Raw genomic sequence first — 21,371 nt, 5'->3', positions numbered from 1 at the left:
GTGACGGGGAGGTACGGGGATGGGTGGCGGCAAAGGGCCGGTTCGGGTCCTGATCGCGGACGACCAGGCGGACGTTCGCAGTGCGTTCCGGATGATCCTGGACGTCCAGCCGGACATGGTGGTGGTGGCGGAGGCGGCGGACGGTGCCGCAGCCGTGCAGGAGGCAAGGCGGCTGCGGCCGGATGTGGTGCTCGCGGACATCCGGATGCCGAAGCTCGACGGGCTGGAGGTCACGCGCCAGTTGGCCGACCAGTGCAAGGTGATCGTGGTGACCACCTTCGACCTGGACGAGTACGTGCACACGGCACTGCGGCACGGAGCGGCGGGGTTCCTGCTGAAGCGCTCGGGGCCGGTGCTGCTGATCGAGGCGGTCCGGGCGGCGATGGCCGGGGACGCGTTGATCAGCCCGCAGATCACCGTACGGCTCCTGCGCCACATGGCCATCCCCGGCATGGAGCCGAAGCCCGGGCCGGGCGTCAGGTCGGCTGCCGCTGCGACGCAACCGACAGCCGGGCCGACGGAGGAACTGACCGCGAGAGAAAGGGAGATCGCCGAGCTGGTGGCAGACGGCGCGACCAACGCCGAGATCGGTGCCGGGCTGTTCATCTCACCGGGAACGGTGAAGAACCACCTCGCCAACGTCCAGCGCAAGATCGGAGCCCGTAACCGGGTGGGCATCGCTGCCTGGATCTGGGAGCAGGCGGCCGGCCACCAGTAACCGACCGGCCCCCGGCCCGGAGCGCGATCCCGGGCCCCCGGCCCCCGGCCCGGAGCGCGATCCCGGGCCCCCGGCCCCCGGCCCGGAGCGCGGGCGCGGGCACGGGCACGGGCACCCGGAGCCTGGTCCGCTGCGACCAGTACCGGTGCAGCGCCGAAGGCCGCCTGGAGCGCTTGTGAACGAAGGGTCAAGCGAGCGTTCGGCCCCCCGCCACCCCTCCGAGTGAGCCGCTATAACACGTCAACATGACGCCCGGAAATTTGCTCCAAGCGGCGCATAGTTGATATAGGAACGCGCCCCTGACCAGCCGCTTCACGAGCAAATGCGACGGCTTGTGATCATTCGACTGCTTTGCGTCGACAAATTTGGGCATGTTCGCATTCGACCCCATTCACATGGTGTCGTAGATCACAAAGAAGACGGTGAACTGCGTGTCGCAGATCACAAGCCGACGGGCATAGGATGCGCTCGTTCCAGGCTTTGTGAACTGCCTCACATGAGGTGGATCTCGGGAACTGGAACGCGGGTTCACCTCAGTGTGACCCGCCGGTTCCGATCTGCAGTCAAGGACGACTGGACGGAGGGAGCGGGGGCTATGAATGCCTACGCGCCGATCCTCGTACTCGGTGCCATCGCGGCGGCGTTCGCGGTCGGCTCCGTCGTGATGGCCTCACTCACCGGCCCCAAGCGCTACAACCGGGCCAAGTTGGAGGCGTACGAGTGCGGCATCGAGCCGACCCCGCAGCCCGTGGGCGGCGGTCGGTTCCCGATCAAGTACTACCTGACGGCGATGCTCTTCATCGTCTTCGACATCGAGATCGTCTTCCTCTACCCCTGGGCGGTGACCTTCGACGCCCTGGGGATCTTCGGGCTGGTCGAGATGCTCCTGTTCATCGCCACCGTCTTCGTCGCGTACGCCTACGTGTGGCGGCGCGGCGGCCTGGAGTGGGACTGAGCGCGGGGCGGTCCGAGCGCGGGGTGGCAACTCCACCCGTCCGCCGGCTGCGCGGCCGCTTGTGAACGAGCGGACAAGCCAGAACCGGCCCACGTATCAGAGGACTTGAGGGCATTGAGAGGGATCTGATGGGAATCGAGGAGAAGCTGCCGAGCGGCTTTCTGCTCACGACCGTGGAGACGGCCGCCGGCTGGGTGCGCAAGGCGTCACTCTTCCCGGCCACCTTCGGTCTGGCCTGCTGCGCGATCGAGATGATGACCACCGGGGCGGGCCGCTACGACCTGGCCCGGTTCGGCATGGAGGTCTTCCGGGGCTCCCCCCGGCAGGCCGACCTGATGATCGTGGCGGGCCGGGTGAGCCAGAAGATGGCCCCGGTGCTGCGCCAGGTGTACGACCAGATGCCCAATCCCAAGTGGGTCATCTCGATGGGCGTCTGCGCCTCGTCCGGTGGGATGTTCAACAACTACGCGATCGTCCAGGGCGTCGACCACATCGTCCCGGTGGACATCTACCTGCCCGGCTGTCCGCCCCGTCCGGAGATGCTGATGGACGCGATCCTGAAGCTGCACGACAAGATCCAGCACGAGCCGCTGGGCGTGAACAAGCGCCGGGCCGAGGAGCTCGGCGAGGCGCTCGCCCTGAAGGCCACCCCGATCAGCGAGATGCGGGGGCAGCTGCGATGAACGACCAGGTACCCGAGACCCGCCGCGAGCAGCCGGTCCGCGAGATCCCGGTCGAGGTGGTCGGCCGCCGCCAGGGCATGTTCGGCGCCAAGGACAGCGGCGACACCTCCGGCTTCGGCGGCCTGGCCGCCCCGATCGTGCTGCCCGGTCCGAGCGAACGACCGTACGGAGGCTGGTTCGACGAGGTGGCCGACGAGCTGGAGGGCGCCCTGGAGGAGCAGGGCCTGGACCCGGTCGAGGTGATCGGGAAGACCGTGGTCGACCGCGGCGAGATCACCTTCCACGTCGACCGCGGCCACCTGTTGAGGACGGTCCGGATCCTGCGCGACGACCCGGCGCTGCGCTTCGAACTGTGCCTGGGAGTGAGCGGCGTTCACTACCCCGGCGACAAGGGGCGCGAGCTGCACGCGGTCTACCACCTGCGCTCGATCACCCACGGCCGGCTGATCCGGCTGGAGGTCACCGCGCCGGACGCCGACCCGCGCATCCCCTCCGTGGTGAGCGTCTACCCGACCAACGACTGGCACGAGCGCGAGGCCTACGACTTCTTCGGCCTGGTCTTCGAGGGCCACCCGGCGCTCACCCGGATCATGATGCCGGACGACTGGCTGGGTCACCCGCAGCGCAAGGACTACCCGCTCGGCGGCATCCCCGTCGAGTACAAGGGTGCCCAGATCCCGGCTCCCGACCAGCGGAGGTCGTACAGCTGATGAACACCCAGCACTTTGGAGAGACCGAGGAAGCGGACGCCCGCGAGACCACCGAGGGTCGGGTCTTCACCGTCACCGGCGGCGACTGGGGCGAGGTGGTCGAGGCGGTCGGCCGGGCCGACGACGAGCGCATCATCGTCAACATGGGTCCCCAGCACCCGTCCACCCACGGCGTGCTGCGGCTGATCCTGGAGATCGACGGCGAGACGGTGAAGGAGGCCCGCTGCGGCATCGGCTACCTCCACACCGGCATCGAGAAGAACATGGAGTTCCGCAGCTGGGTCCAGGGCACCACCTTCGTGACCCGCATGGACTATCTGACCCCGCTGTTCAACGAGACCGCCTACTGCCTGGCGGTCGAGAAGCTGCTCGGCATCACCGGCGACGTCCCGGACCGCGCCAGCGTCATCCGGGTGATGATGATGGAGCTCAACCGGATCGCCTCGCACCTGGTCTGCCTGGCCACCGGCGGCATGGAGATCGGCTCCACCACGCTGATGATCTACGGCTTCCGGGACCGCGAGCTGATCCTGGACGTCTTCGAGCTGGTCACCGGCCTGCGCATGAACCACGCGTACGTGCGCCCCGGCGGCCTCGCCCAGGACCTGCCGCCCGGCGCCGTCGACCAGATCCGCGAGGCGGTCAAGGTCTTCCGCTCCCGGATGCACGAGTACGACAAGCTCGCCACCGGCAACCCGGTGTTCAAGGCCCGCCTGGTCGACGTCGGCTTCCTGGACCTGCCGGGCTGCCTGGCCCTCGGCGCCACCGGCCCGATCCTGCGCGCCACCGGCCTGCCGCACGACCTGCGCAAGACCGACCCGTACTGCGGTTACGAGGACTACGACTTCGAGGTCGCGATCGCGGACAGCGCCGACTCCTACGGTCGCTTCCTGATCCGCCTGGAGGAGATGAAGCAGTCGCTGCGGATCGTCGAGCAGTGCCTGGACCGGCTGCGGCCGGGCCCGGTGATGGTGGCCGACAAGAAGATCGCCTGGCCGGCCCAACTGGCCGTCGGTCCGGACGGGATGGGCAACTCCCTCGACCACATCCGCAAGATCATGGGCACCTCGATGGAGGCCCTGATCCACCACTTCAAGCTGGTCACCGAGGGCTTCCGGGTCCCGGTCGGCCAGGCGTACGCGGCGGTCGAGTCGCCCAAGGGCGAGCTGGGCGTGCACGTGGTCAGCGACGGCGGGACGCGCCCGTACCGGGTCCACTTCCGGGATCCGTCGTTCACCAATCTGCAGACGATGGCGGCGATGTGCGAGGGCGGCCAGGTGGCCGACGTCATCGTCGCGGTGGCCGGGATCGACCCGGTGATGGGAGGCGTGGACCGGTGACCAACGTCGAACTGGGACTGCCGGCGCTGCCGGCCGCACCGTACCCCGAGGAGGTGCACGCCCGGCTGGCCGCCGACGCCGCCGAGCTGATCGCCCGCTACCCGCAGCCCCGTTCGGCGCTGCTGCCGCTGCTTCACCTGGTGCAGGCCGAGGAGGGCTTCGTCAGCCCGACCGGGATCCGCTTCTGCGCCGAGCAGCTGGACCTCACCACCGCCGAGGTCACCGCGGTCGCGACCTTCTACACCATGTACCGGCGCCGCCCGGCCGGGAAGTACCACGTGGGGGTCTGCACCAACACCCTGTGCGCGGTGCTCGGCGGCGACCAGATCTTCGCCGAGCTCCAGGAGCACCTGGGCATCCGCAACAACGAGACCACCGAGGACGGCGAGCTCTCGATCGAGCACATCGAGTGCAACGCGGCCTGCGACTACGCGCCCGTGGTGATGGTCAACTGGGAGTTCTTCGACAACCAGACGCCGGAGAGCGCCCGGCAGCTGGTCGACGACCTGCGCGCCGGCCGCGAGGTCAGGCCCACCCGCGGCGCCCGGCTGTGCGGCTTCAAGGAGACCGCCCGGATCCTGGCCGGCTTCCCCGACGAGCGCCCGGGCGCCAACGACGAGTCCGGCGCCGGCGGCGCGCCCTCCCTGGCCGGCCTGCGGCTGGCCCGCGGCGAGGCCCTGCCCGGCACCCCCGGCACCAAGGTGGTCTCCCCCCGCCCCGAGTCCCCCCGCCGGGCAGCCAACGGTCAGCCCGCCAATGGTCAACCGGGCAACGGCCAGCCCGCCGACAGCCAGCCCGTCAACGGCCAACCGGGCAACGGCCAGCCGACCAACGGCCAGGAAGGGAGCGAGGCGTGATGACCGCCGCCGAGCCGGCCGAGAAGCTGCTCACCCCGGTCCTGTCCGACTCCTGGGACGACAGCCGCCCCTGGACGCTCGACACCTACCGCCGCCACCACGGCTACGAGGGCCTCAAGGCGGCCCTCGCCATGCCGCCGGACGACGTGATCGCCCTGGTCAAGGACGCCGGCCTGCGCGGCCGCGGCGGCGCCGGCTTCCCCACCGGCATGAAGTGGCAGTTCATCCCGCAGAACGACGGCAAGCCGCACTACCTGGTGGTCAACGCCGACGAGTCCGAGCCGGGCACCTGCAAGGACATCCCGCTGCTGTTCGCCAACCCGCACGCGCTGATCGAGGGCATGATCATCGCCTCCTACGCGATCCGCTGCGACCACGCCTTCATCTACCTGCGCGGCGAGGTCGTCCCGGTGCTGCGCCGGCTGCACGCGGCCGTCGCCGAGGCGTACGGGGCGGGGCTGCTGGGCCGGAACATCCTCGGCTCCGGCACCGACCTCGACATCACCGTGCACGCCGGCGCCGGCGCCTACATCTGCGGCGAGGAGACGGCGCTGCTGGACTCCCTGGAGGGCCGCCGCGGCCAGCCCAGGCTGCGGCCCCCGTTCCCGGCGATCGCCGGCCTGTACGCCTGCCCGACGGTGGTCAACAACGTCGAGTCGATCGCCTCGGTGCCGCCGATCCTGTCCCGCGGCAAGGAGTGGTTCAAGGCGCTGGGCACCGAGAAGTCCCCCGGCTTCACGCTCTACTCGCTCTCCGGCCACGTCACCAACCCCGGCCAGTACGAGGCCCCGCTCGGCATCACGCTGCGCCAGCTGCTCGACCTCAGCGGCGGCATCCGCCCCGGGCACCGGCTGAAGTTCTGGACCCCGGGCGGCTCCTCCACCCCGATGTTCACCGACGAGCACCTCGACGTCCCGCTGGACTACGAGGGCGTCGGGGCGGCCGGCTCGATGCTCGGCACCAAGGCGCTCCAGGTCTTCGACGAGACCACCTGCGTGGTGCGGGCGGTCACCCGCTGGACGGAGTTCTACGCCCACGAGTCCTGCGGCAAGTGCACCCCCTGCCGCGAGGGCACCTACTGGCTGGTCCAGCTGCTCAAGCGGATCGAGGCGGGCGAGGGCGTCGACGGGGACCTGGAGAAGCTCCTCGACATCGCCGACAACATCAACGGCAAGTCCTTCTGCGCACTGGGCGACGGCGCGGCCAGCCCGATCGTCTCCTCGCTCCAGCACTTCCGGGCCGAGTACGAGCAGCACCTGGCCGAGCGCCGCTGCCCGTTCGACCCGGCCGCCTCCACCGTCTGGGCCGACGGCCCCCGCCCCGGCCACCAGTCCGCCACCGAAAGGGAGGTGCACGCGTGACGATCACAGAGCCAACCGCCTCCGAGAGCGCGGTCGAACTGGTCACGCTCACCATCGACGGCGTCGAAGTGCGGGTCCCCAAGGGAACGTTGGTGATCCGGGCCGCCGAGACCATCGGCACCCAGATCCCGCGCTTCTGCGACCACCCGCTGCTCGACCCGGCCGGTGCCTGCCGCCAGTGCATCGTCGAGATCGAGGGCCAGCGCAAGCCGGTCGCCTCCTGCACCGTCCCGGTGGCCGAGGGCATGGTGGTGCGCACCCAGCTCAGCTCGCCGGTGGCCGAGAAGGCCCAGCGCGGCGTGATGGAGCTGCTGCTGATCAACCACCCCCTGGACTGCCCGGTCTGCGACAAGGGCGGCGAGTGCCCGCTGCAGAACCAGGCGATGACCAGCGGCGCCGCCGACTCCCGCTTCGAGGGGATGAAGCGCACCTACGAGAAGCCGGTGCCGATCAGCAGCCAGGTGCTGCTGGACCGCGAGCGCTGCGTGCTGTGCGCGCGCTGCACCCGCTTCTCGCAGCAGATCGCCGGGGACCCGTTCATCGACCTGGTGGAGCGCGGGGCGCTGCAGCAGGTCGGCACCGGCGAGGGCGACGACTTCGAGTCGTACTTCTCCGGGAACACCATCCAGATCTGCCCGGTGGGCGCGCTGACCTCGGCGGCGTACCGGTTCCGCTCGCGCCCCTTCGACCTGGTCTCCTCGCCGAGCGTGTGCGAGCACTGCGCCTCGGGCTGCGCGCAGCGCACCGACCACCGGCGCGGCAAGGTGCTGCGCCGGCTGGCGGGCGAGGACCCGGCGGTGAACGAGGAGTGGAACTGCGACAAGGGCCGCTTCGCCTTCCGCTACGCCCAGCAGCGCGACCGGCTGACCACCCCGCTGGTGCGGGTGGACGGCGAACTGGTGCCGGCCTCCTGGCCGGAGGCGCTGGCCCGGGCGGCCGAGGGGCTGCGCGGGGTCCGGGCCGGGGTGCTGGCCGGCGGCCGGGTGACGGTCGAGGACGCCTACGCGTACGGGAAGTTCGCGCGGGTGGCCCTGGGCACCAACGACGTGGACTTCCGGGCCCGCCCGCACAGCGGTGAGGAGGCGGAGTTCCTGGCCGCCGCGGTGGCCGGGCGGGGCGTCGACCTGGACGGCACCGGGCCGGCCTACGAGGACCTCGACCGGGCGCCGGCGGTGCTGCTGGCGGGCTTCGAACCGGAGGAGGAGTCGCCGATCGTCTTCCTGCGGCTGCGCAAGGCGACCCGGGCGACGGGCCTGAAGGTGTTCTCGGTGGCCGCGTTCGGCTCCCGGGGTCTGGCCAAGCTGCGCGGCGCGCTGCTGCCGGCGGCTCCCGGCACCGAGCCGGAGTGGTTCGCGGCGCTGGCGGCGGACGAGCCGCTGAACGACGAGGCGGGCCGGGCGGCCGAACTGCTGCGCACCCCGGGTGCGGTGATCCTGGCGGGCGAGCGGCTGGCCGCCGTCCCGGGCGCACTGACCGCGGTGCTGAGGCTGGCGCACGCGACCGGCGCGAAGCTCGCCTGGGTGCCGCGCCGGGCCGGTGAGCGCGGGGCCGTCGAGGCGGGTGTGCTGCCGGGCCTGCTGCCCGGCGGCCGTCCGGTGGCGGACGCGGCGGCCCGGGCGGAGGCGGCCGCGGTGTGGGGCGGGGCCGAGCCGCCGTCCCGGCCGGGCCGGGACACCAACGGGATCCTGGCGGCGGCCGTGGCCGGCGAGTTGGAGGCGCTGGTGGTCGGCGGGGTGGACCCGGACGACCTGCCGGATACGGCGCTGGCCGACGAGGCGTTGGCGGCGGTGCCGTTCCTGGTGTCGCTGGAGCTGCGGCCCTCGGCGGTGACGGCGCGCGCCGACGTGGTGCTGCCGGTGGCGGCAGTGGCGGAGAAGGCCGGCACCTTCCTGGACTGGGAGGGCCGGGTGCGGATGTTCGAGTCCGCACTCAAGCCGGACCAGCAGATGGGCCGGCACCTCCAGTCGGATCTGCGGGTGCTGAACATGCTGGCCGACGCCCTGGGCCACCGGCTGGGCCTGCCGGACGTCCGGGCGGCCCGGCTGGAGCTGGACCGTTTCACCCCCTGGGAGGGCAGCCGCGCGGCCGGCCCGGCGGCGCACCCGGGCGTGCTGCCCCGGCCGGCCGCAGGCCAGGCGGTGCTGGCGGGTTGGCGCCTGCTGCTGGACAACGGCGTGCTGCAGCAGGGGGACCCGCACCTGGCGGGCACCCGGCACCGGGCGGTGGTCCGGATCTCGGCGGAGACGGCCAAGGAGGTCGGCGCCGAGGCGGCCGCCGCGCTGCGGCTGACCGGTCCGGCCGGATCGCTGACCCTGCCGCTGGAGGTCACCGACTCGATCCCGGACCGCACGGTCTGGATCCCGCTCGACTCCACCCCGGGCGGCGCCCACCGCGCGCTCGGCACCACCGTCGGCCACCTGGTCACGATCACCGCGGCCGAACTCGACTCCGAACCCGAACCGGAGACCGAACCCGCCGAACCCGCGGCCGAGACCGAACCCGCGGCCGTACCCGCGGCCGGACCCGAACCCCGGCCGACGGCACAGGCCAGGGCGGCGAAGGCCCAGGAGACCGCGGACCACACCGCCGGCGAAGGGGAGGACCGATGACTTCGCAGCCGTACGAGACGCTCCACTTCTTCGGGCAGGACCCGTGGTGGCTGGTGCTGCTGAAGGCCGTGTTCTGCTTCGCCTTCCTGGTCCTGACGGTGCTGATCGCGATCGTCTGGGAGCGCAAGGTGGTGGCCTGGATGCAGCTGCGCATCGGGCCCAACCGGCACGGCCCGTGGGGCCTGCTGCAGTCGCTGGCGGACGGCGTGAAGCTGGCCCTGAAGGAAGACCTGGTGGTCAAGGGCTCGGACAAGGTGGTCTACATCCTGGCCCCGATCGTCTGCGCCATCCCCGCGTTCATGGCCTTCGCGGTGATCCCGTTCGGCCCGGCCGGCAACGAGGTGTCGATCTTCGGCACCCGCACGCCGCTCCAGCTGACGGACTTCCCGGTGGCGCTGCTGTACATCCTGGCGACTGCCTCGGTGGGCATCTACGGCATCGTGCTGGCCGGCTGGTCCTCGGGTTCGACGTACCCGCTGCTGGGCGGGCTGCGCTCGTCCGCGCAGATGATCAGCTACGAGATCGCGATGGGCCTGTCCTTCGCGGCGGTCTTCATCTACTCCGGCTCGATGTCGACCTCGGAGATCGTGGCGCACCAGCAACCGACCTGGTTCGCGGTGCTGCTGCCGGTCTCGTTCATCGTCTACGTCATCGCGATGGTCGGCGAGACCAACCGGGCGCCGTTCGACCTTCCGGAGGCCGAGGGCGAGCTGGTCGGCGGCTTCAACACCGAGTACTCCTCGCTGAAGTTCGCGATGTTCATGCTGGCCGAGTACGTGAACATGGTGACGGTCTCGGCGGTGGCCTCGACCCTCTTCCTGGGCGGCTGGCGGGCCCCGTGGCCGGTGTCGACCTTCTGGGAGGGCGCCAACCACGGCTGGTGGCCGATGCTGTGGATCACGCTGAAGATCCAGCTGCTGCTGTTCTTCTTCATCTGGCTGCGCGGCACGCTGCCCCGGTTCCGCTACGACCAGTTCATGAAGCTGGGCTGGAAGGTGCTGATCCCGGTCTCGCTGGTGTGGCTGGTGCTGATCGCGAGCGTGCGGGCGCTGCGCAACGAGGGTTACGGCTTCGGCCAGGTGGTGCTGTACGTGGGCGCCCCGGTCGGGGTGGTGCTGCTGCTGGCGCTGCTGCGGGACTTCGTGAGGAAGCAGCCGGAGGTCGAGGAGGCGCCTCCCGAGGGCGAGTTCGATCCGATGGCGGGCGGCTACCCGGTCCCGCCGATGCCCGGTCAGGTGCTCCCGCCGGTGCCGCGCCGGCCCAGTCGTGCCCCGAAGCAACTCCAGGACGCCCTCAACGGGGCCGACCATTCCGAAGGGAGCTGAACCGAGATGTCCGACCAGTCCGATCGTGCGGGCCGCCCCGAGCGGGCCGACCGTCCGTCGATCCTCGGCCCGGCCGCCGGCTTCGGCGTGACCTTCAAGGCCATGTTCAAGAAGCGGCTCACCGAGCAGTACCCGGAGCAGAAGAAGCCCACCGCTCCGCGCTTCCACGGCCGCCACCAGCTGAACCGGCACCCGGACGGCCTGGAGAAGTGCGTCGGCTGCGAGCTGTGCGCGTGGGCCTGCCCGGCCGACGCGATCTACGTGGAGGGCGCGGACAACCGGGACGAGGAGCGCTACTCCCCGGGCGAGCGCTACGGCGCGGTGTACCAGATCAACTACGCCCGCTGCATCCTGTGCGGGCTGTGCATCGAGGCCTGCCCGACCAGGGCGCTGACCATGACCAACGAGTACGAGCTGGCCGACTCCTCCCGGCGGGACCTCATCTTCACCAAGGAGCAGCTGCTGGTGGGCCTGTCCGAGGGCATGGTCGACACCCCGCACGCGATCTTCCCGGGCACCGACGAGGGCGCGTACTACCGGGGAGAGGTCACCGCGGCGGCGCCGGGGACGGTCCAGCAGGAGCGCACCGACCGGGAGAAGGAGGTGCGGCAGTGATCGCGCGGCTGGCGGAGGCGACCGGGGCGACCTCGACGGGTGAGGCCTTCCAGTTCTGGGTGCTCGCGGTGATCGCGGTCGGCGGTGCGCTCGGCATGGTGCTGATGCGCAAGGCCGTGCACAGCGCGCTCTGCCTGGCGGCCACCATGCTGGCGCTGGCGGTCTGTTACATGGCCCAGGGTGCGGTGTTCCTGGGCGTGGTGCAGATCGTGGTCTACACCGGCGCGATCATGATGCTGTTCCTGTTCGTGGTGATGCTGGTCGGCGTCACCAGCGAGGACTCCCTGAAGGAGCAGCTGAAGGGCCAGCGGTTCGCCGCGGCCCTGTGCGGCCTGGGCTTCGGCGTGCTGCTGATCGCCGGGATCGCCAACGCGAAGCTGAACCACTTCACCGGGCTGTCCGAGGCGAACGCCGAGGGCAACGTGCCGGGCCTGGCCCGGCTGATCTTCACCCGGTACGTGTGGGCCTTCGAGGTCACCGGTGCGCTGCTGATCACCGCGGCGATCGGCGCGATGGTGCTGACCCACCGGGAGCACGTGAAGGCGCCGAAGACGCAGCGCGAGCTGGCGGCGCAGCGGATCAGGGACAACATCCAGGTGCCGCCGCTGCCGGCGCCGGGCGTGTACGCGCGGCACAACGCGGTGGACGTCCCGGCGCTGCTGCCGGACGGCACGGTCGCCGAGGACTCGGTGATGGCGACGCTGCGCGAGCGCGGCCAGGTCCGGGACGTCAGCCAGGCGATGCTGCAGCGGATGGCGGAGCTGGAGAACAGCACGGCGGACTGGCTGGGCCGTCCGTCCTCGGAGCGGCCGGCGGTGGCGTCCCCGCGCAAGTCGCTGGGGCCGGTGCCCGCGAACGGTGGTCCCGCGAACGGTGGTCCCGCGAACGGTGGTCCGGCGAACGGTGGTCCGGCGAACGGCGAGCCTGTGGCGGCGAACAACGTGAAGCACCCGGCCGGCGAGGAGGGCACGGAGTGAACCCGGTCAACTACCTCTACCTGTCAGCCCTGTTGTTCACCATCGGCGCGGCCGGGGTGCTGATCCGGCGCAACGCGATCGTGCTGTTCATGTGCGTGGAGCTGATGCTGAACGCCTCGAACCTCGCCCTGGTGACGTTCTCCCGGCTGCACGGGACCTTGGACGGTCAGATCATCGCGTTCTTCACGATGGTGGTCGCGGCGGCCGAGGTCGTGGTGGGCCTCGCCATCATCGTCTCCATCTTCCGGACCAGGCACTCCGCTTCGGTCGACGACAGCAACCTGATGAAGCTGTAGGCGGAGGGCCTTCGGTGAACTCTCTCATTCCGCTGCTGGTGGCGGCTCCACTGGCCGGCGCCGCCCTGCTGCTGCTCGGCGGCCGGGCACTGGACCGGTACGGCCACTGGCTGGCCACCGCGCTCGCGGCGCTCTCGTTCGGTTTCGGCCTGGCCCTGTTCTCGGACATGCTCGGCCGTGACGCCGAGCACCGGGCGGTCGGCGTGCACCTGTTCAGCTGGATCCCGGTGAACGGCTTCCAGGCCGACGCCTCCTTCCTGCTCGACCAGCTGTCGATGACCTTCGTCCTGCTGATCACCGGCGTCGGCACGCTCATCCACCTCTACTCGGTCGGCTACATGGCGCACGACGAGCGCCGGCGCCGCTTCTTCGCCTACCTGAACCTGTTCCTGGCCGCCATGCTGCTGCTGGTGGTGGCGGACAACTACCTGCTGCTGTACTTCGGTTGGGAGGGTGTGGGCCTGGCCTCGTACCTCCTGATCGGCTTCTGGCAGCACAAGCCGAGTGCGGCGACGGCGGCGAAGAAGGCCTTCATCGTCAACCGGGTCGGTGACGTCGGCCTGTCCGTCGCGATCATGCTGATGTTCGCCGAGTTCGGCTCCTTCGCCTTCGGTCCGGTCTTCGGCGGTGCGCACGAGGCGAGCGAGGGCAAGCTGACGGCGATCGGCCTGATGCTGCTGCTGGCGGCCTGCGGCAAGTCGGCGCAGGTGCCGCTGCAGTCCTGGCTGGGGGACGCGATGGAGGGCCCGACCCCGGTGTCGGCGCTGATCCACGCGGCCACCATGGTGACCGCCGGCGTCTACCTGATCACCCGCTCCTCGGCGATCTTCGACCTTGCGCCGGATGCGCAGACCGCCGTGGTGGTGGTCGGCGCGGTGACGCTGCTGTTCGGTGCGATCGTCGGTTGCGCCAAGGACGACATCAAGAAGGCGCTGGCCGGCTCGACCATGTCGCAGATCGGCTACATGGTGCTGGCGGCCGGGCTCGGCCCGATCGGCTACGCCTTCGCGATCATGCACCTGGTGACCCACGGCTTCTTCAAGGCCGGGCTGTTCCTCGGTGCCGGGTCGGTCATGCACGGCATGAACGACGAGGTGAACATGCGCCACTACGGCGGCCTGCGCAAGTACATGCCGGTCACCTTCGTCACCTTCGGCCTCGGCTACCTGGCGATCATCGGCTTCCCGGGCCTGTCCGGCTTCTTCTCCAAGGACAAGATCATCGAGGCGGCCTTCGCCAAGGGCGGCACCGAGGGCTGGGTCCTCGGGCTGTGCGCGCTGGTCGGCGCGGCCGTCACCGCGTTCTACATGACCAGGGTGATGGTGCTGACCTTCTTCGGGGAGAAGCGCTGGCAGCCCGACGCCGAGGGCAACGCCCCGCACCCGCACGAGTCGCCCCGGACGATGACCGTCCCGATGGTCCTGCTGGCCTTCGGCTCGGTCTTCGCGGGCGGGCTGTTCGCCTTCCACGACTCCTTCCTGAGGTGGCTGGAGCCGGTCACCGGGCACGAGGAGGGCAACTCCCCGCTCGCCCCGCTGACCGTCACCCTGCTGACCACGGCCTGCATGCTGGCCGGCGTCGGCCTCGCGTACCTGATGTACGGGCGCTCGCCGGTCCCGGTGGTGCCGCCGGTCGGCTCCCCGCTCACCCGGGCCGCCCGCCGCGACCTGCTGCAGGACGACTTCAACCACGCGGTGCTGGTGCGGCCGGGCTCGGCGCTCGCCGCGGCGCTGGTGTTCTTCGACAGCCGCGGCCTGGACGGCGTGGTCAACGGCCTGGCCGCCGCGATCGGCGGGCTCTCCGGCCGACTGCGGCGGATCCAGAACGGTTTCGTCCGCTCGTACGCGCTCTCCATGTTCGGCGGCACGCTGGTGCTGGTCGCCACGACTCTCCTGATGAGGTCCACGTGATGACTCGTCCTGATATCCGTTGGGGGGAGCGGGCATGAGCGTCCTTCTGACCGCCACCTGCGCCGTCCCGGCGGCCGGCGCGGTGCTGACGGCCGCGCTGCCCGCCGGGTCCTCCGAGAGCCGGCGCAGGACCACCAAGGCCGTCGCGCTGGGCGTCTCGGTCGTCACCCTGGCGCTGGCCGCCGTGGTGGCGACCCGGTTCGACCCGCACGGCACCCGCTTCCAGCTGAACGAGTCGTACAGCTGGATCCGCTCCTTCGGCATCAACTTCTCGCTCGGCGTGGACGGCATCGGAGCCGTGCTCGCCCTGCTCACCGCCGTGCTCGTGCCGCTGGTGATCCTCGCCTCCTGGCACGACGCCGACCCGGGGCCGGCCGGGCCCGACGGCAGCTTCGAGAACAGGCGCCGCACCCAGGGCTTCTTCGCCCTGATCCTCGCGGTGGAGGCGATGGTGGTCGTCTCCTTCTACGCCACCGACGTCTTCGTGTTCTACGTGTTCTTCGAAGCCATGCTGATCCCGATGTACTTCCTGATCGGCGGCTTCGGGGACCGCGCGGGCGGTCCCGAGTCGGCGCGCCAGCGCTCCTACGCGGCCGTGAAGTTCCTGCTCTACAACCTGCTCGGCGGCCTGGTGATGCTGGCCGCGGTGATCGGCCTGTACGTGATCGCGCAGGACCAGGGCTTCGGCACCTTCGACCTGCCGACGCTGACCTCGGCGATCGCCGACGGCCGGCTCCAGCTGACCGGCACCGCCGAGAAGGCGCTGTTCCTGGGCTTCTTCTTCGCCTTCGCGGTGAAGGCCCCGCTGTGGCCGCTGCACACCTGGCTGCCGAACGCGATGGGCGAGTCCACCGCCGGCACCGCGGTGCTGATCACCGCCGTGGTGGACAAGGTCGGCACCTTCGCGATGCTGCGCTTCTGCCTCGGGCTGTTCCCGGACGCCTCGAAGACCTTCGGCCCGGCGATCCTGGTCCTCGCGCTGGTCGGGATCGTCTACGGCGCGCTGCTGGCGGTCGGCCAGAAGGACATCAAGCGCCTGGTGGCGTACGCCTCGATCTCGCACTTCGGCTTCATCATCATGGGTGTCTTCGCCCTGACCAGCCAGGGCCAGAGCGGCGCCACCCTGTACATGGTCAACCACGGCCTCTCCACGGCGGCGTGGATGCTGGTGGCCGGGTTCCTGATCTCCCGTCGCGGCTCGCGGCTGATCGCCGACTACGGCGGCGTGCAGAAGGTCGCCCCGGTGCTCGCCGGGACGTTCCTGATCGGCAGCCTGGCGACGCTGTCGCTGCCCGGGCTCGCCCCGTTCGTCAGCGAGTTCCTGGTGCTGGTGGGCACCTTCACCCGCTACCCGGCGATCGGCGTCGTGGCCACCTTCGGCATCGTGCTGGCCGCGCTGTACGCCCTGCTGCTGTACCAGCGCACCATGACCGGCCCGGTGAAGGAGGGCGTGCGCACCATGCCCGACCTCAAGCTCCGCGAACTCGCCGTGGTAGGCCCGTTGGTGGCGCTGACCATCCTGCTGGGCGTCTACCCCAAGCCGCTCACCGACCTGGTCAACCCCTCGGTGAACGCGACGCTCTCGCAGATCCACCGGACCGACCCGACGCCGGCCCATCCGGTCGCCGCCACCTCAGGAGGTGAGCAGAAGTGAGCGCCACCGCAGTGCTCGCCGCCGCCGGCGGCAACACCGCCAGCATCCCGGCGCCGCACATCGAGTACGGGCAGCTGTCCCCGATGCTCGTGGTGTTCGCCGCAGCCGTGACCGGCGTCCTGGTGGAGGCCTTCGTACCCCGCCGGTACCGGCACTGGACCCAGGTGACGCTCGCCCTGGCCGGACTGGGCGGCGCCTTCGTCGCCGTGGTGGTGCTGGCCGTGCAGAGCCACGGCTTCACCCGGATCGACCTGCTGGCCATGGAGACGGTCGCGATGGACGGCCCGGCGCTGTTCCTCCAGGGCGTGATCCTGCTGGCCTCGGTGGTCGCGGTGCTCACCTACGCCGAACGGAGGCTGGAGCCCAAGGCCGGCGGCCTGCCCGCCGACGCCTTCGCCGCCCAGGCCGCCGCCACCCCCGGGGGCGAGCAGGAGCGGGCCGCGGTCCGGGCCGGCTTCGCCACCAGCGAGGTCTTCCCGCTCACCATGTTCGCGGTCGGCGGCATGCTGCTGTTCCCCGCCGCCAACGACCTGCTGACCATGTTCGTGGCGCTGGAGGTGTTCTCGCTGCCGCTGTACCTGCTGTGCGCGCTGGCCCGGCGCCGCCGGCTGCTCTCCCAGGAGGCGGCGGTCAAGTACTTCCTGCTCGGTGCCTTCGCCTCGGCCTTCTTCCTGTTCGGCACGGCGCTGCTGTACGGCTACGCGGGCAGCGTGAAGCTCGGCGACATCGGGGACGTCATCTCCGGCAAGGCGATGACCACCCCCGCGCAGCTGAGCACCACCCAGAGCGACGCGCTGGTGCTGACCGGACTGGCGATGCTGGCGGTCGGCCTGCTGTTCAAGGTCGCCGCGGTGCCCTTCCACTCCTGGACCCCGGACGTCTACCAGGGCGCGCCGACCCCGGTGACCGGCTTCATGGCGGCGGCCACCAAGGTCGCGGCCTTCGGGGCCTTCCTGCGGCTGTTCTACGTGGCCTTCCCGGGCCTGCGGCTGGACTGGCGGCCGGTCATGTGGGGCGTGGCGATCCTCACCATGGTGGTGGGCGCGGTGCTCGCGGTCACCCAGCAGGACGTCAAGCGCCTGCTGGCGTACTCCTCGATCGCGCACGCCGGGTTCATCCTGACCGGCGTGATCGCCGTCAACAAGCAGGGCATCTCCTCGGTGCTGTTCTACCTGCTGGCGTACGCCTTCGTGACGCTCGGGGCGTTCGCGGTGGTCACCCTGGTGCGCGATTCCAAGGGCGAGGCGACCCACCTGTCCAGCTGGGCCGGGCTGGGGCGGCGTTCGCCGCTGGTGGCGGGGGTGTTCGCGCTGTTCCTGCTGGCCTTCGCCGGAATTCCGCTGACCTCCGGGTTCACCGGGAAGTTCGCGGTCTTCCAGGCCGCGGCCAGCGGGGGGGCGACGCCCCTGGTGGTCGTCGGTGTGCTGAGCTCGGCGGTGGCCGCGTTCTTCTACATCCGGGTCATCGTGCTGATGTTCTTCTCGGACCCGCAGCCCGGCGGCCCCACGGTGGCGATCCCCAGCGCCTTCACGGCGACCGCGATCGGGGTGGGGGTGCTGGTCACGCTGGGTCTCGGACTGCTGCCCCAGTACTTCCTCGACCTCGCGTCCAAGGCCTCGCTGTTCGTGCGCTGACCTTTACGTCCCCCGCTCTCGACCAGGGCCCCGTCCGGGCCGCGCCCAGTTCGCGCGGCCCGGACGGGTCTTTGTCGGGTGCAGGGGCCGGGGGAGTTCCGAGAGCTCTCCCGCCTTTATTTCCAGCCGAATTCGCCCCCACCGCCGTCCGGCCCGCACAGCCGCGCTGACCAGGGCATCAGGCCCGATCATGACAGGATCCGCACGCCCGTGCAGTGATCCACTGACGACCGGATACCCTGCCTGTATGGCCAGCGGCGGCACTCAGGGACCAGGCCGCTAGATCGACCAGGGACAGAGGAGTGGTCTTCGTGACCGTCGTGGAACCCTTCGGGCTCAGCGTGCAGGACCGCGACCTGACCCGGGACGTCCAGGCCGGACTGGACGCGGTGGAGGCGGCGCTCGGTGAGGCCGTCAAGAGCGACGTCCCCTTCATCACCGTCACCGCCAGTCACCTCCTCGAGGCCGGCGGCAAGCGCTTCCGTCCGCTGCTCCTGCTGCTGGCGGCCCAGTTCGGCGACCCGGGGGCGCCCGGCGTGGTGCCCGCCGCCGTGGTGGTCGAACTGACCCACCTGGCCACGCTCTACCACGACGACGTCATGGACGAGGCGCCGGTGCGCCGGGGCGCCCCGAGCGCCAACTCCCGCTGGGACAACTCGGTCGCGATCCTCACCGGCGACTTCCTGTTCTCCCGCGCCTCCCAGGTGCTCTCCGACCTCGGCCCGGAGGCCGTGCGGATGCAGGCCGAGGCCTTCGAGCGGCTGGTCACCGGCCAGATCCTGGAGACCCGCGGCCCCGGCCAGGACATGGACCCGCTGCTGCACTACCTGGACGTCCTGGAGGGCAAGACCGGCTCGCTGATCGCCGTCTCCTGCCGGATAGGAGCGCTGATGGCCGGTGCCGAGCGCGAGCTGGTGGACACCCTCGGCGAGTTCGGCGAGCGGATCGGCATCGCCTTCCAGCTGGCCGACGACGTGCTCGACATCGCCAGCGACGGCCACGAGTCCGGCAAGACCCCCGGCACCGACCTGCGCGAGGGCGTGCCGACCCTGCCGACCCTGCTGCTGCAGCAGATGCCCGCCGACCCGGCCGACCCGGACGACGCCCGGCTGCGCGAACTGCTCGACCAGGACCTCTCCGACGACGAGCTGCACGCCGAGGCGCTGCGGCTGCTGCGCGCCCACCCCGCGCTGCAGCGTGCCCGCGCCGAGACCCTGCGCCGGGCCGAGGAGGCCCGGGCGCTGCTGGCCCCGCTGCCGGACTGCGCGGCGAAGGCCGCCCTGGAGGGCCTCTGCGACGCGGTGGCGATCCGCACCATGTGAGCCCCGACCGGGGCCGTGAGGGCCCGGCCGCGATGTGGCCGGGCCCGCCCCCTCGGCGCGTCAGGGCATGGGGGAGACTGACTCCCGTCAGCCCACGCCTGCCCGGAAGGTCGTTATGCGCCGTGTCGTCATCGCCGAGGACTCCGTTCTGCTACGGGAGGGACTGACCCGGCTGCTCACCGATCGCGGCCTGGAGGTCGTGGCCGGGGTCGGGGACGGCGACGCCCTGGTGAAGACCATCCACGACCTGGCCGCGGCCGACGCCCTGCCGGACGTGGTGGTCTCCGACGTGCGGATGCCCCCGAGCCACACCGACGAGGGCCTGCGCGCCTGCGTGGAGCTGCGCGGCCGCTACCCGCAGCTGGGCGTGCTGGTGCTGTCGCAGTTCGTGGAGGAGCGCTACGCCTCCGAGTTGCTGGCCGGCTCCACCCGGGGCGTCGGCTACCTGCTCAAGGACCGGGTCGCCGAGGTGCGCGAGTTCGCCGACGCGGTGGTCCGGGTCGCCGAGGGCGGCACCGCGCTGGACCCCGAGGTGGTGCAGCAGCTCCTCAGCCGCAGCCGCAAGGGCGACGTTCTGGCCAATCTCACGCCGCGCGAGCGCGAGGTGCTCGGGCTGATGGCGGAGGGCCGCACCAACGCCGCGGTGGCCAGGCAACTGGTGGTCTCGGACGGCGCGGTGGAGAAGCACGTCAGCAACATCTTCCTCAAGCTGGGTCTGGCTCAGAGCTCCGAGGACCACCGCCGGGTGCTGGCCGTGCTCACCTACCTCAACTCCTGACAGCCGCCTCGTTGAGCGCATCTCGGCCAAGGTTCGCCAGGTGTCTCGCGCCCGCCCGCCCGAGCCGGAATGATCTCCGGCAGGCGGGTGTTGACGTTTGTGTGCTGTGTTGCCGCGGGCCGGTGAATTAACTGCCGTGGCTCCGGCCGCCGTCGAGTCGACCCGCATAGGATGCGAGAGGTGCACCAGGCGGACGGGGCACGGGGCCGCGCCCGCGGTGGTGCGCCCACGAGGAGGTCCGCGGCAGTGACCAGTCAGGTCGATCAGTCAGAGGCAGTGGACGGCCCGGACGGCGACGAGGCCCGCGCCGGGAGCGGCGGTGTCCGCTCGGGTTCGGCTGCTCCCGCGGGACCCCCGGCCACGGGCGGCCCTCCGGTGAAGCCGGGCAAGCCGATCCGCAGACTCGATCGGGTGATCATTCGTTTCGCCGGTGATTCCGGTGACGGTATGCAGCTGACCGGTGACCGTTTCACGTCGGAGACGGCGTCGTTCGGTAACGATCTGTCGACGTTGCCGAACTTCCCGGCGGAGATCCGGGCGCCTGCCGGGACTCTTCCGGGTGTGTCGTCGTTCCAGTTGCACTTCGCGGACCATGACATCCTGACGCCGGGTGACGCGCCGAACGTGCTGGTCGCGATGAACCCGGCGGCGTTGAAGGCGAACCTGCCGGACCTGCCGCGCGGCGCGGAGATCATCGTCAACACCGACGAGTTCACCAAGCGAGCGTTGGCGAAGGTCGGTTACGCGGCGGATCCGTTGGGCGACGGTTCGCTGGAGGGTTTCCACCTGCACAAGGTGCCATTGACGACGCTGACGCTGGAGGCGCTGAAGGACAGCGGTCTGGCGCGCAAGGACGCGGAGCGGGCGAAGAACATGTTCGCCCTGGGCCTGCTGTCCTGGATGTACCACCGGCCCACCCACGGGACGGAGTCGTTCCTGCGGGCGAAGTTCGCGAAGAAGCCGCAGATCGCCGAGGCGAACATCAGCGCTTTCCGGGCGGGCTGGAACTTCGGCGAGACGACCGAGTCGTTCGCGGTGTCCTACGAGGTGCCGCCGGCGAGGCTGCCGGCCGGACGCTACCGCAACATCTCCGGCAACCTCGCCCTGTCCTACGGGCTGGTCGCCGCCGCGCGGCGCTCGGGACTGCCGCTGTACCTGGGCTCGTACCCGATCACTCCGGCGTCGGACATCCTGCACGAGCTGAGCCGGCACAAGAACTTCGGGGTGCGCACGTTCCAGGCGGAGGACGAGATCGCCGGCATCGGCGCCGCGCTCGGGGCCGCGTTCGGCGGCGCACTCGGCGTGACGACGACGTCGGGGCCGGGTGTGGCGCTGAAGTCGGAGACGATCGGCCTGGCGGTGTCGCTGGAACTGCCGCTGCTGGTGGTGGACATCCAGCGCGGCGGCCCGTCCACCGGGTTGCCGACGAAGACGGAGCAGGCGGACCTGCTGCAGGCGATGTTCGGACGCAACGGTGAGGCACCGGTGCCGATCGTCGCCCCGGCCACACCCGCGGAATGCTTCGACGCCGTGCTGGAGGCGGCCCGGATCGCGGTCACCTACCGCACCCCCGTATTCCTCCTCTCGGACGGCTACCTCGCCAACGGCTCCGAGCCCTGGCGCATCC

The 21,371-nt window shown here is 70.9% G+C and carries 16 protein-coding genes and 2 pseudogenes; all 18 read left to right on the top strand.

The features are described from left to right. Positions 1 to 19 precede the first annotated feature (19 nt). Complete coding sequence (locus tag ACWDBE_RS34405) at positions 20 to 718, top strand: response regulator (RefSeq protein WP_449791480.1); 699 nt, start codon at positions 20 to 22, stop codon at positions 716 to 718. Positions 719 to 1,313: 595 nt separating this feature from the next. Beyond that, positions 1,314 to 1,673, top strand: a complete 360-nt coding sequence (locus tag ACWDBE_RS34400) for an NADH-quinone oxidoreductase subunit A (RefSeq protein ID WP_030060100.1) — start codon at positions 1,314 to 1,316, stop codon at positions 1,671 to 1,673. A gap of 128 nt (positions 1,674 to 1,801) precedes the next feature. After that, positions 1,802 to 2,356, top strand: coding sequence for a NuoB/complex I 20 kDa subunit family protein (locus ACWDBE_RS34395; RefSeq protein WP_355265622.1), 555 nt, complete (start codon positions 1,802 to 1,804; stop codon positions 2,354 to 2,356). Continuing rightward, positions 2,290 to 3,066 (top strand): annotated as a pseudogene (locus ACWDBE_RS34390) (NADH-quinone oxidoreductase subunit C); the annotation flags it as partial. The gene ACWDBE_RS34395 and the pseudogene ACWDBE_RS34390, both read left to right, overlap by 67 nt. Beyond that, the gene (locus ACWDBE_RS34385; RefSeq protein ID WP_392882290.1) at positions 3,066 to 4,406 is read left to right on the top strand and encodes an NADH-quinone oxidoreductase subunit D; all 1,341 of its coding nucleotides are present in this window, start codon (positions 3,066 to 3,068) and stop codon (positions 4,404 to 4,406) included. The pseudogene ACWDBE_RS34390 and the gene ACWDBE_RS34385, both read left to right, overlap by 1 nt. Before the next feature lie 17 nt (positions 4,407 to 4,423). Then, complete coding sequence (nuoE, locus tag ACWDBE_RS34380; protein ID WP_449791487.1) at positions 4,424 to 5,263, top strand: NADH-quinone oxidoreductase subunit NuoE; 840 nt, start codon at positions 4,424 to 4,426, stop codon at positions 5,261 to 5,263. After that, a complete protein-coding gene (gene nuoF / locus ACWDBE_RS34375; protein WP_449791481.1) occupies positions 5,263 to 6,624 on the top strand; it encodes an NADH-quinone oxidoreductase subunit NuoF in 1,362 nt (453 codons plus the stop codon). Before nuoE ends, nuoF begins: the two co-directional genes overlap by 1 nt. Beyond that, positions 6,621 to 9,098: pseudogene (locus ACWDBE_RS34370) on the top strand (NADH-quinone oxidoreductase subunit G); the annotation flags it as partial. The gene nuoF and the pseudogene ACWDBE_RS34370, both read left to right, overlap by 4 nt. Positions 9,099 to 9,229: 131 nt before the next feature. After that, positions 9,230 to 10,558 (top strand): NADH-quinone oxidoreductase subunit NuoH, encoded by a 1,329-nt coding sequence (gene nuoH / locus ACWDBE_RS34365; protein ID WP_449791482.1) that lies wholly within the window; start codon positions 9,230 to 9,232, stop codon positions 10,556 to 10,558. A 6-nt stretch (positions 10,559 to 10,564) separates the two neighbouring features. Then, positions 10,565 to 11,173, top strand: coding sequence for an NADH-quinone oxidoreductase subunit NuoI (nuoI, locus tag ACWDBE_RS34360; protein WP_392882284.1), 609 nt, complete (start codon positions 10,565 to 10,567; stop codon positions 11,171 to 11,173). Then, a complete protein-coding gene (locus ACWDBE_RS34355) occupies positions 11,173 to 12,150 on the top strand; it encodes an NADH-quinone oxidoreductase subunit J (protein WP_449791488.1) in 978 nt (325 codons plus the stop codon). The genes nuoI and ACWDBE_RS34355 overlap by 1 nt, the downstream gene beginning before the upstream one ends. Next, on the top strand, positions 12,147 to 12,446 hold the full coding sequence (nuoK, locus tag ACWDBE_RS34350; protein ID WP_195911268.1) for an NADH-quinone oxidoreductase subunit NuoK: 300 nt from the start codon (positions 12,147 to 12,149) through the stop codon (positions 12,444 to 12,446). The genes ACWDBE_RS34355 and nuoK overlap by 4 nt, the downstream gene beginning before the upstream one ends. Positions 12,447 to 12,460: 14 nt before the next feature. Continuing rightward, on the top strand, positions 12,461 to 14,356 hold the full coding sequence (gene nuoL, locus ACWDBE_RS34345; RefSeq protein ID WP_449809908.1) for an NADH-quinone oxidoreductase subunit L: 1,896 nt from the start codon (positions 12,461 to 12,463) through the stop codon (positions 14,354 to 14,356). 34 nt (positions 14,357 to 14,390) lie between these two features. Beyond that, positions 14,391 to 16,010 (top strand): NADH-quinone oxidoreductase subunit M, encoded by a 1,620-nt coding sequence (locus tag ACWDBE_RS34340; protein WP_449809907.1) that lies wholly within the window; start codon positions 14,391 to 14,393, stop codon positions 16,008 to 16,010. Beyond that, positions 16,007 to 17,644 (top strand): NADH-quinone oxidoreductase subunit NuoN, encoded by a 1,638-nt coding sequence (gene nuoN / locus ACWDBE_RS34335; protein WP_449791485.1) that lies wholly within the window; start codon positions 16,007 to 16,009, stop codon positions 17,642 to 17,644. The genes ACWDBE_RS34340 and nuoN overlap by 4 nt, the downstream gene beginning before the upstream one ends. A 311-nt stretch (positions 17,645 to 17,955) precedes the next feature. Continuing rightward, positions 17,956 to 18,966, top strand: a complete 1,011-nt coding sequence (locus tag ACWDBE_RS34330) for a polyprenyl synthetase family protein (protein ID WP_392882275.1) — start codon at positions 17,956 to 17,958, stop codon at positions 18,964 to 18,966. Positions 18,967 to 19,081: 115 nt separating this feature from the next. Beyond that, positions 19,082 to 19,744 (top strand): LuxR C-terminal-related transcriptional regulator, encoded by a 663-nt coding sequence (locus tag ACWDBE_RS34325; RefSeq protein ID WP_402406484.1) that lies wholly within the window; start codon positions 19,082 to 19,084, stop codon positions 19,742 to 19,744. A gap of 246 nt (positions 19,745 to 19,990) precedes the next feature. Next, positions 19,991 to 21,371: 2-oxoacid:acceptor oxidoreductase family protein (locus ACWDBE_RS34320; RefSeq protein WP_449809906.1), on the top strand; the 1,381-nt coding region annotated here is incomplete at its 3' end.

Source organism: Kitasatospora sp. NPDC001132, from assembly GCF_053598415.1.
Note: the sequence above shows the minus strand (reverse complement) of the source record. Positions and strands in the feature narration are given on the sequence as shown.

Excerpts from the sequence above, each read along its gene's own strand:
- ACWDBE_RS34405 (WP_449791480.1), top strand. The coding sequence starts at position 20 with ATGGGTGGCGGCAAAGGGCCGGTTCGGGTCCTGATCGCGGACGACCAG.
- ACWDBE_RS34400 (WP_030060100.1), top strand. The coding sequence starts at position 1,314 with ATGAATGCCTACGCGCCGATCCTCGTACTCGGTGCCATCGCGGCGGCG.
- ACWDBE_RS34395 (WP_355265622.1), top strand. The coding sequence starts at position 1,802 with ATGGGAATCGAGGAGAAGCTGCCGAGCGGCTTTCTGCTCACGACCGTG.
- ACWDBE_RS34385 (WP_392882290.1), top strand. The coding sequence starts at position 3,066 with ATGAACACCCAGCACTTTGGAGAGACCGAGGAAGCGGACGCCCGCGAG.
- nuoF (WP_449791481.1), top strand. The coding sequence starts at position 5,263 with ATGACCGCCGCCGAGCCGGCCGAGAAGCTGCTCACCCCGGTCCTGTCC.
- nuoH (WP_449791482.1), top strand. The coding sequence starts at position 9,230 with ATGACTTCGCAGCCGTACGAGACGCTCCACTTCTTCGGGCAGGACCCG.
- nuoI (WP_392882284.1), top strand. The coding sequence starts at position 10,565 with ATGTCCGACCAGTCCGATCGTGCGGGCCGCCCCGAGCGGGCCGACCGT.
- ACWDBE_RS34340 (WP_449809907.1), top strand. The coding sequence starts at position 14,391 with ATGAGCGTCCTTCTGACCGCCACCTGCGCCGTCCCGGCGGCCGGCGCG.
- ACWDBE_RS34325 (WP_402406484.1), top strand. The coding sequence starts at position 19,082 with ATGCGCCGTGTCGTCATCGCCGAGGACTCCGTTCTGCTACGGGAGGGA.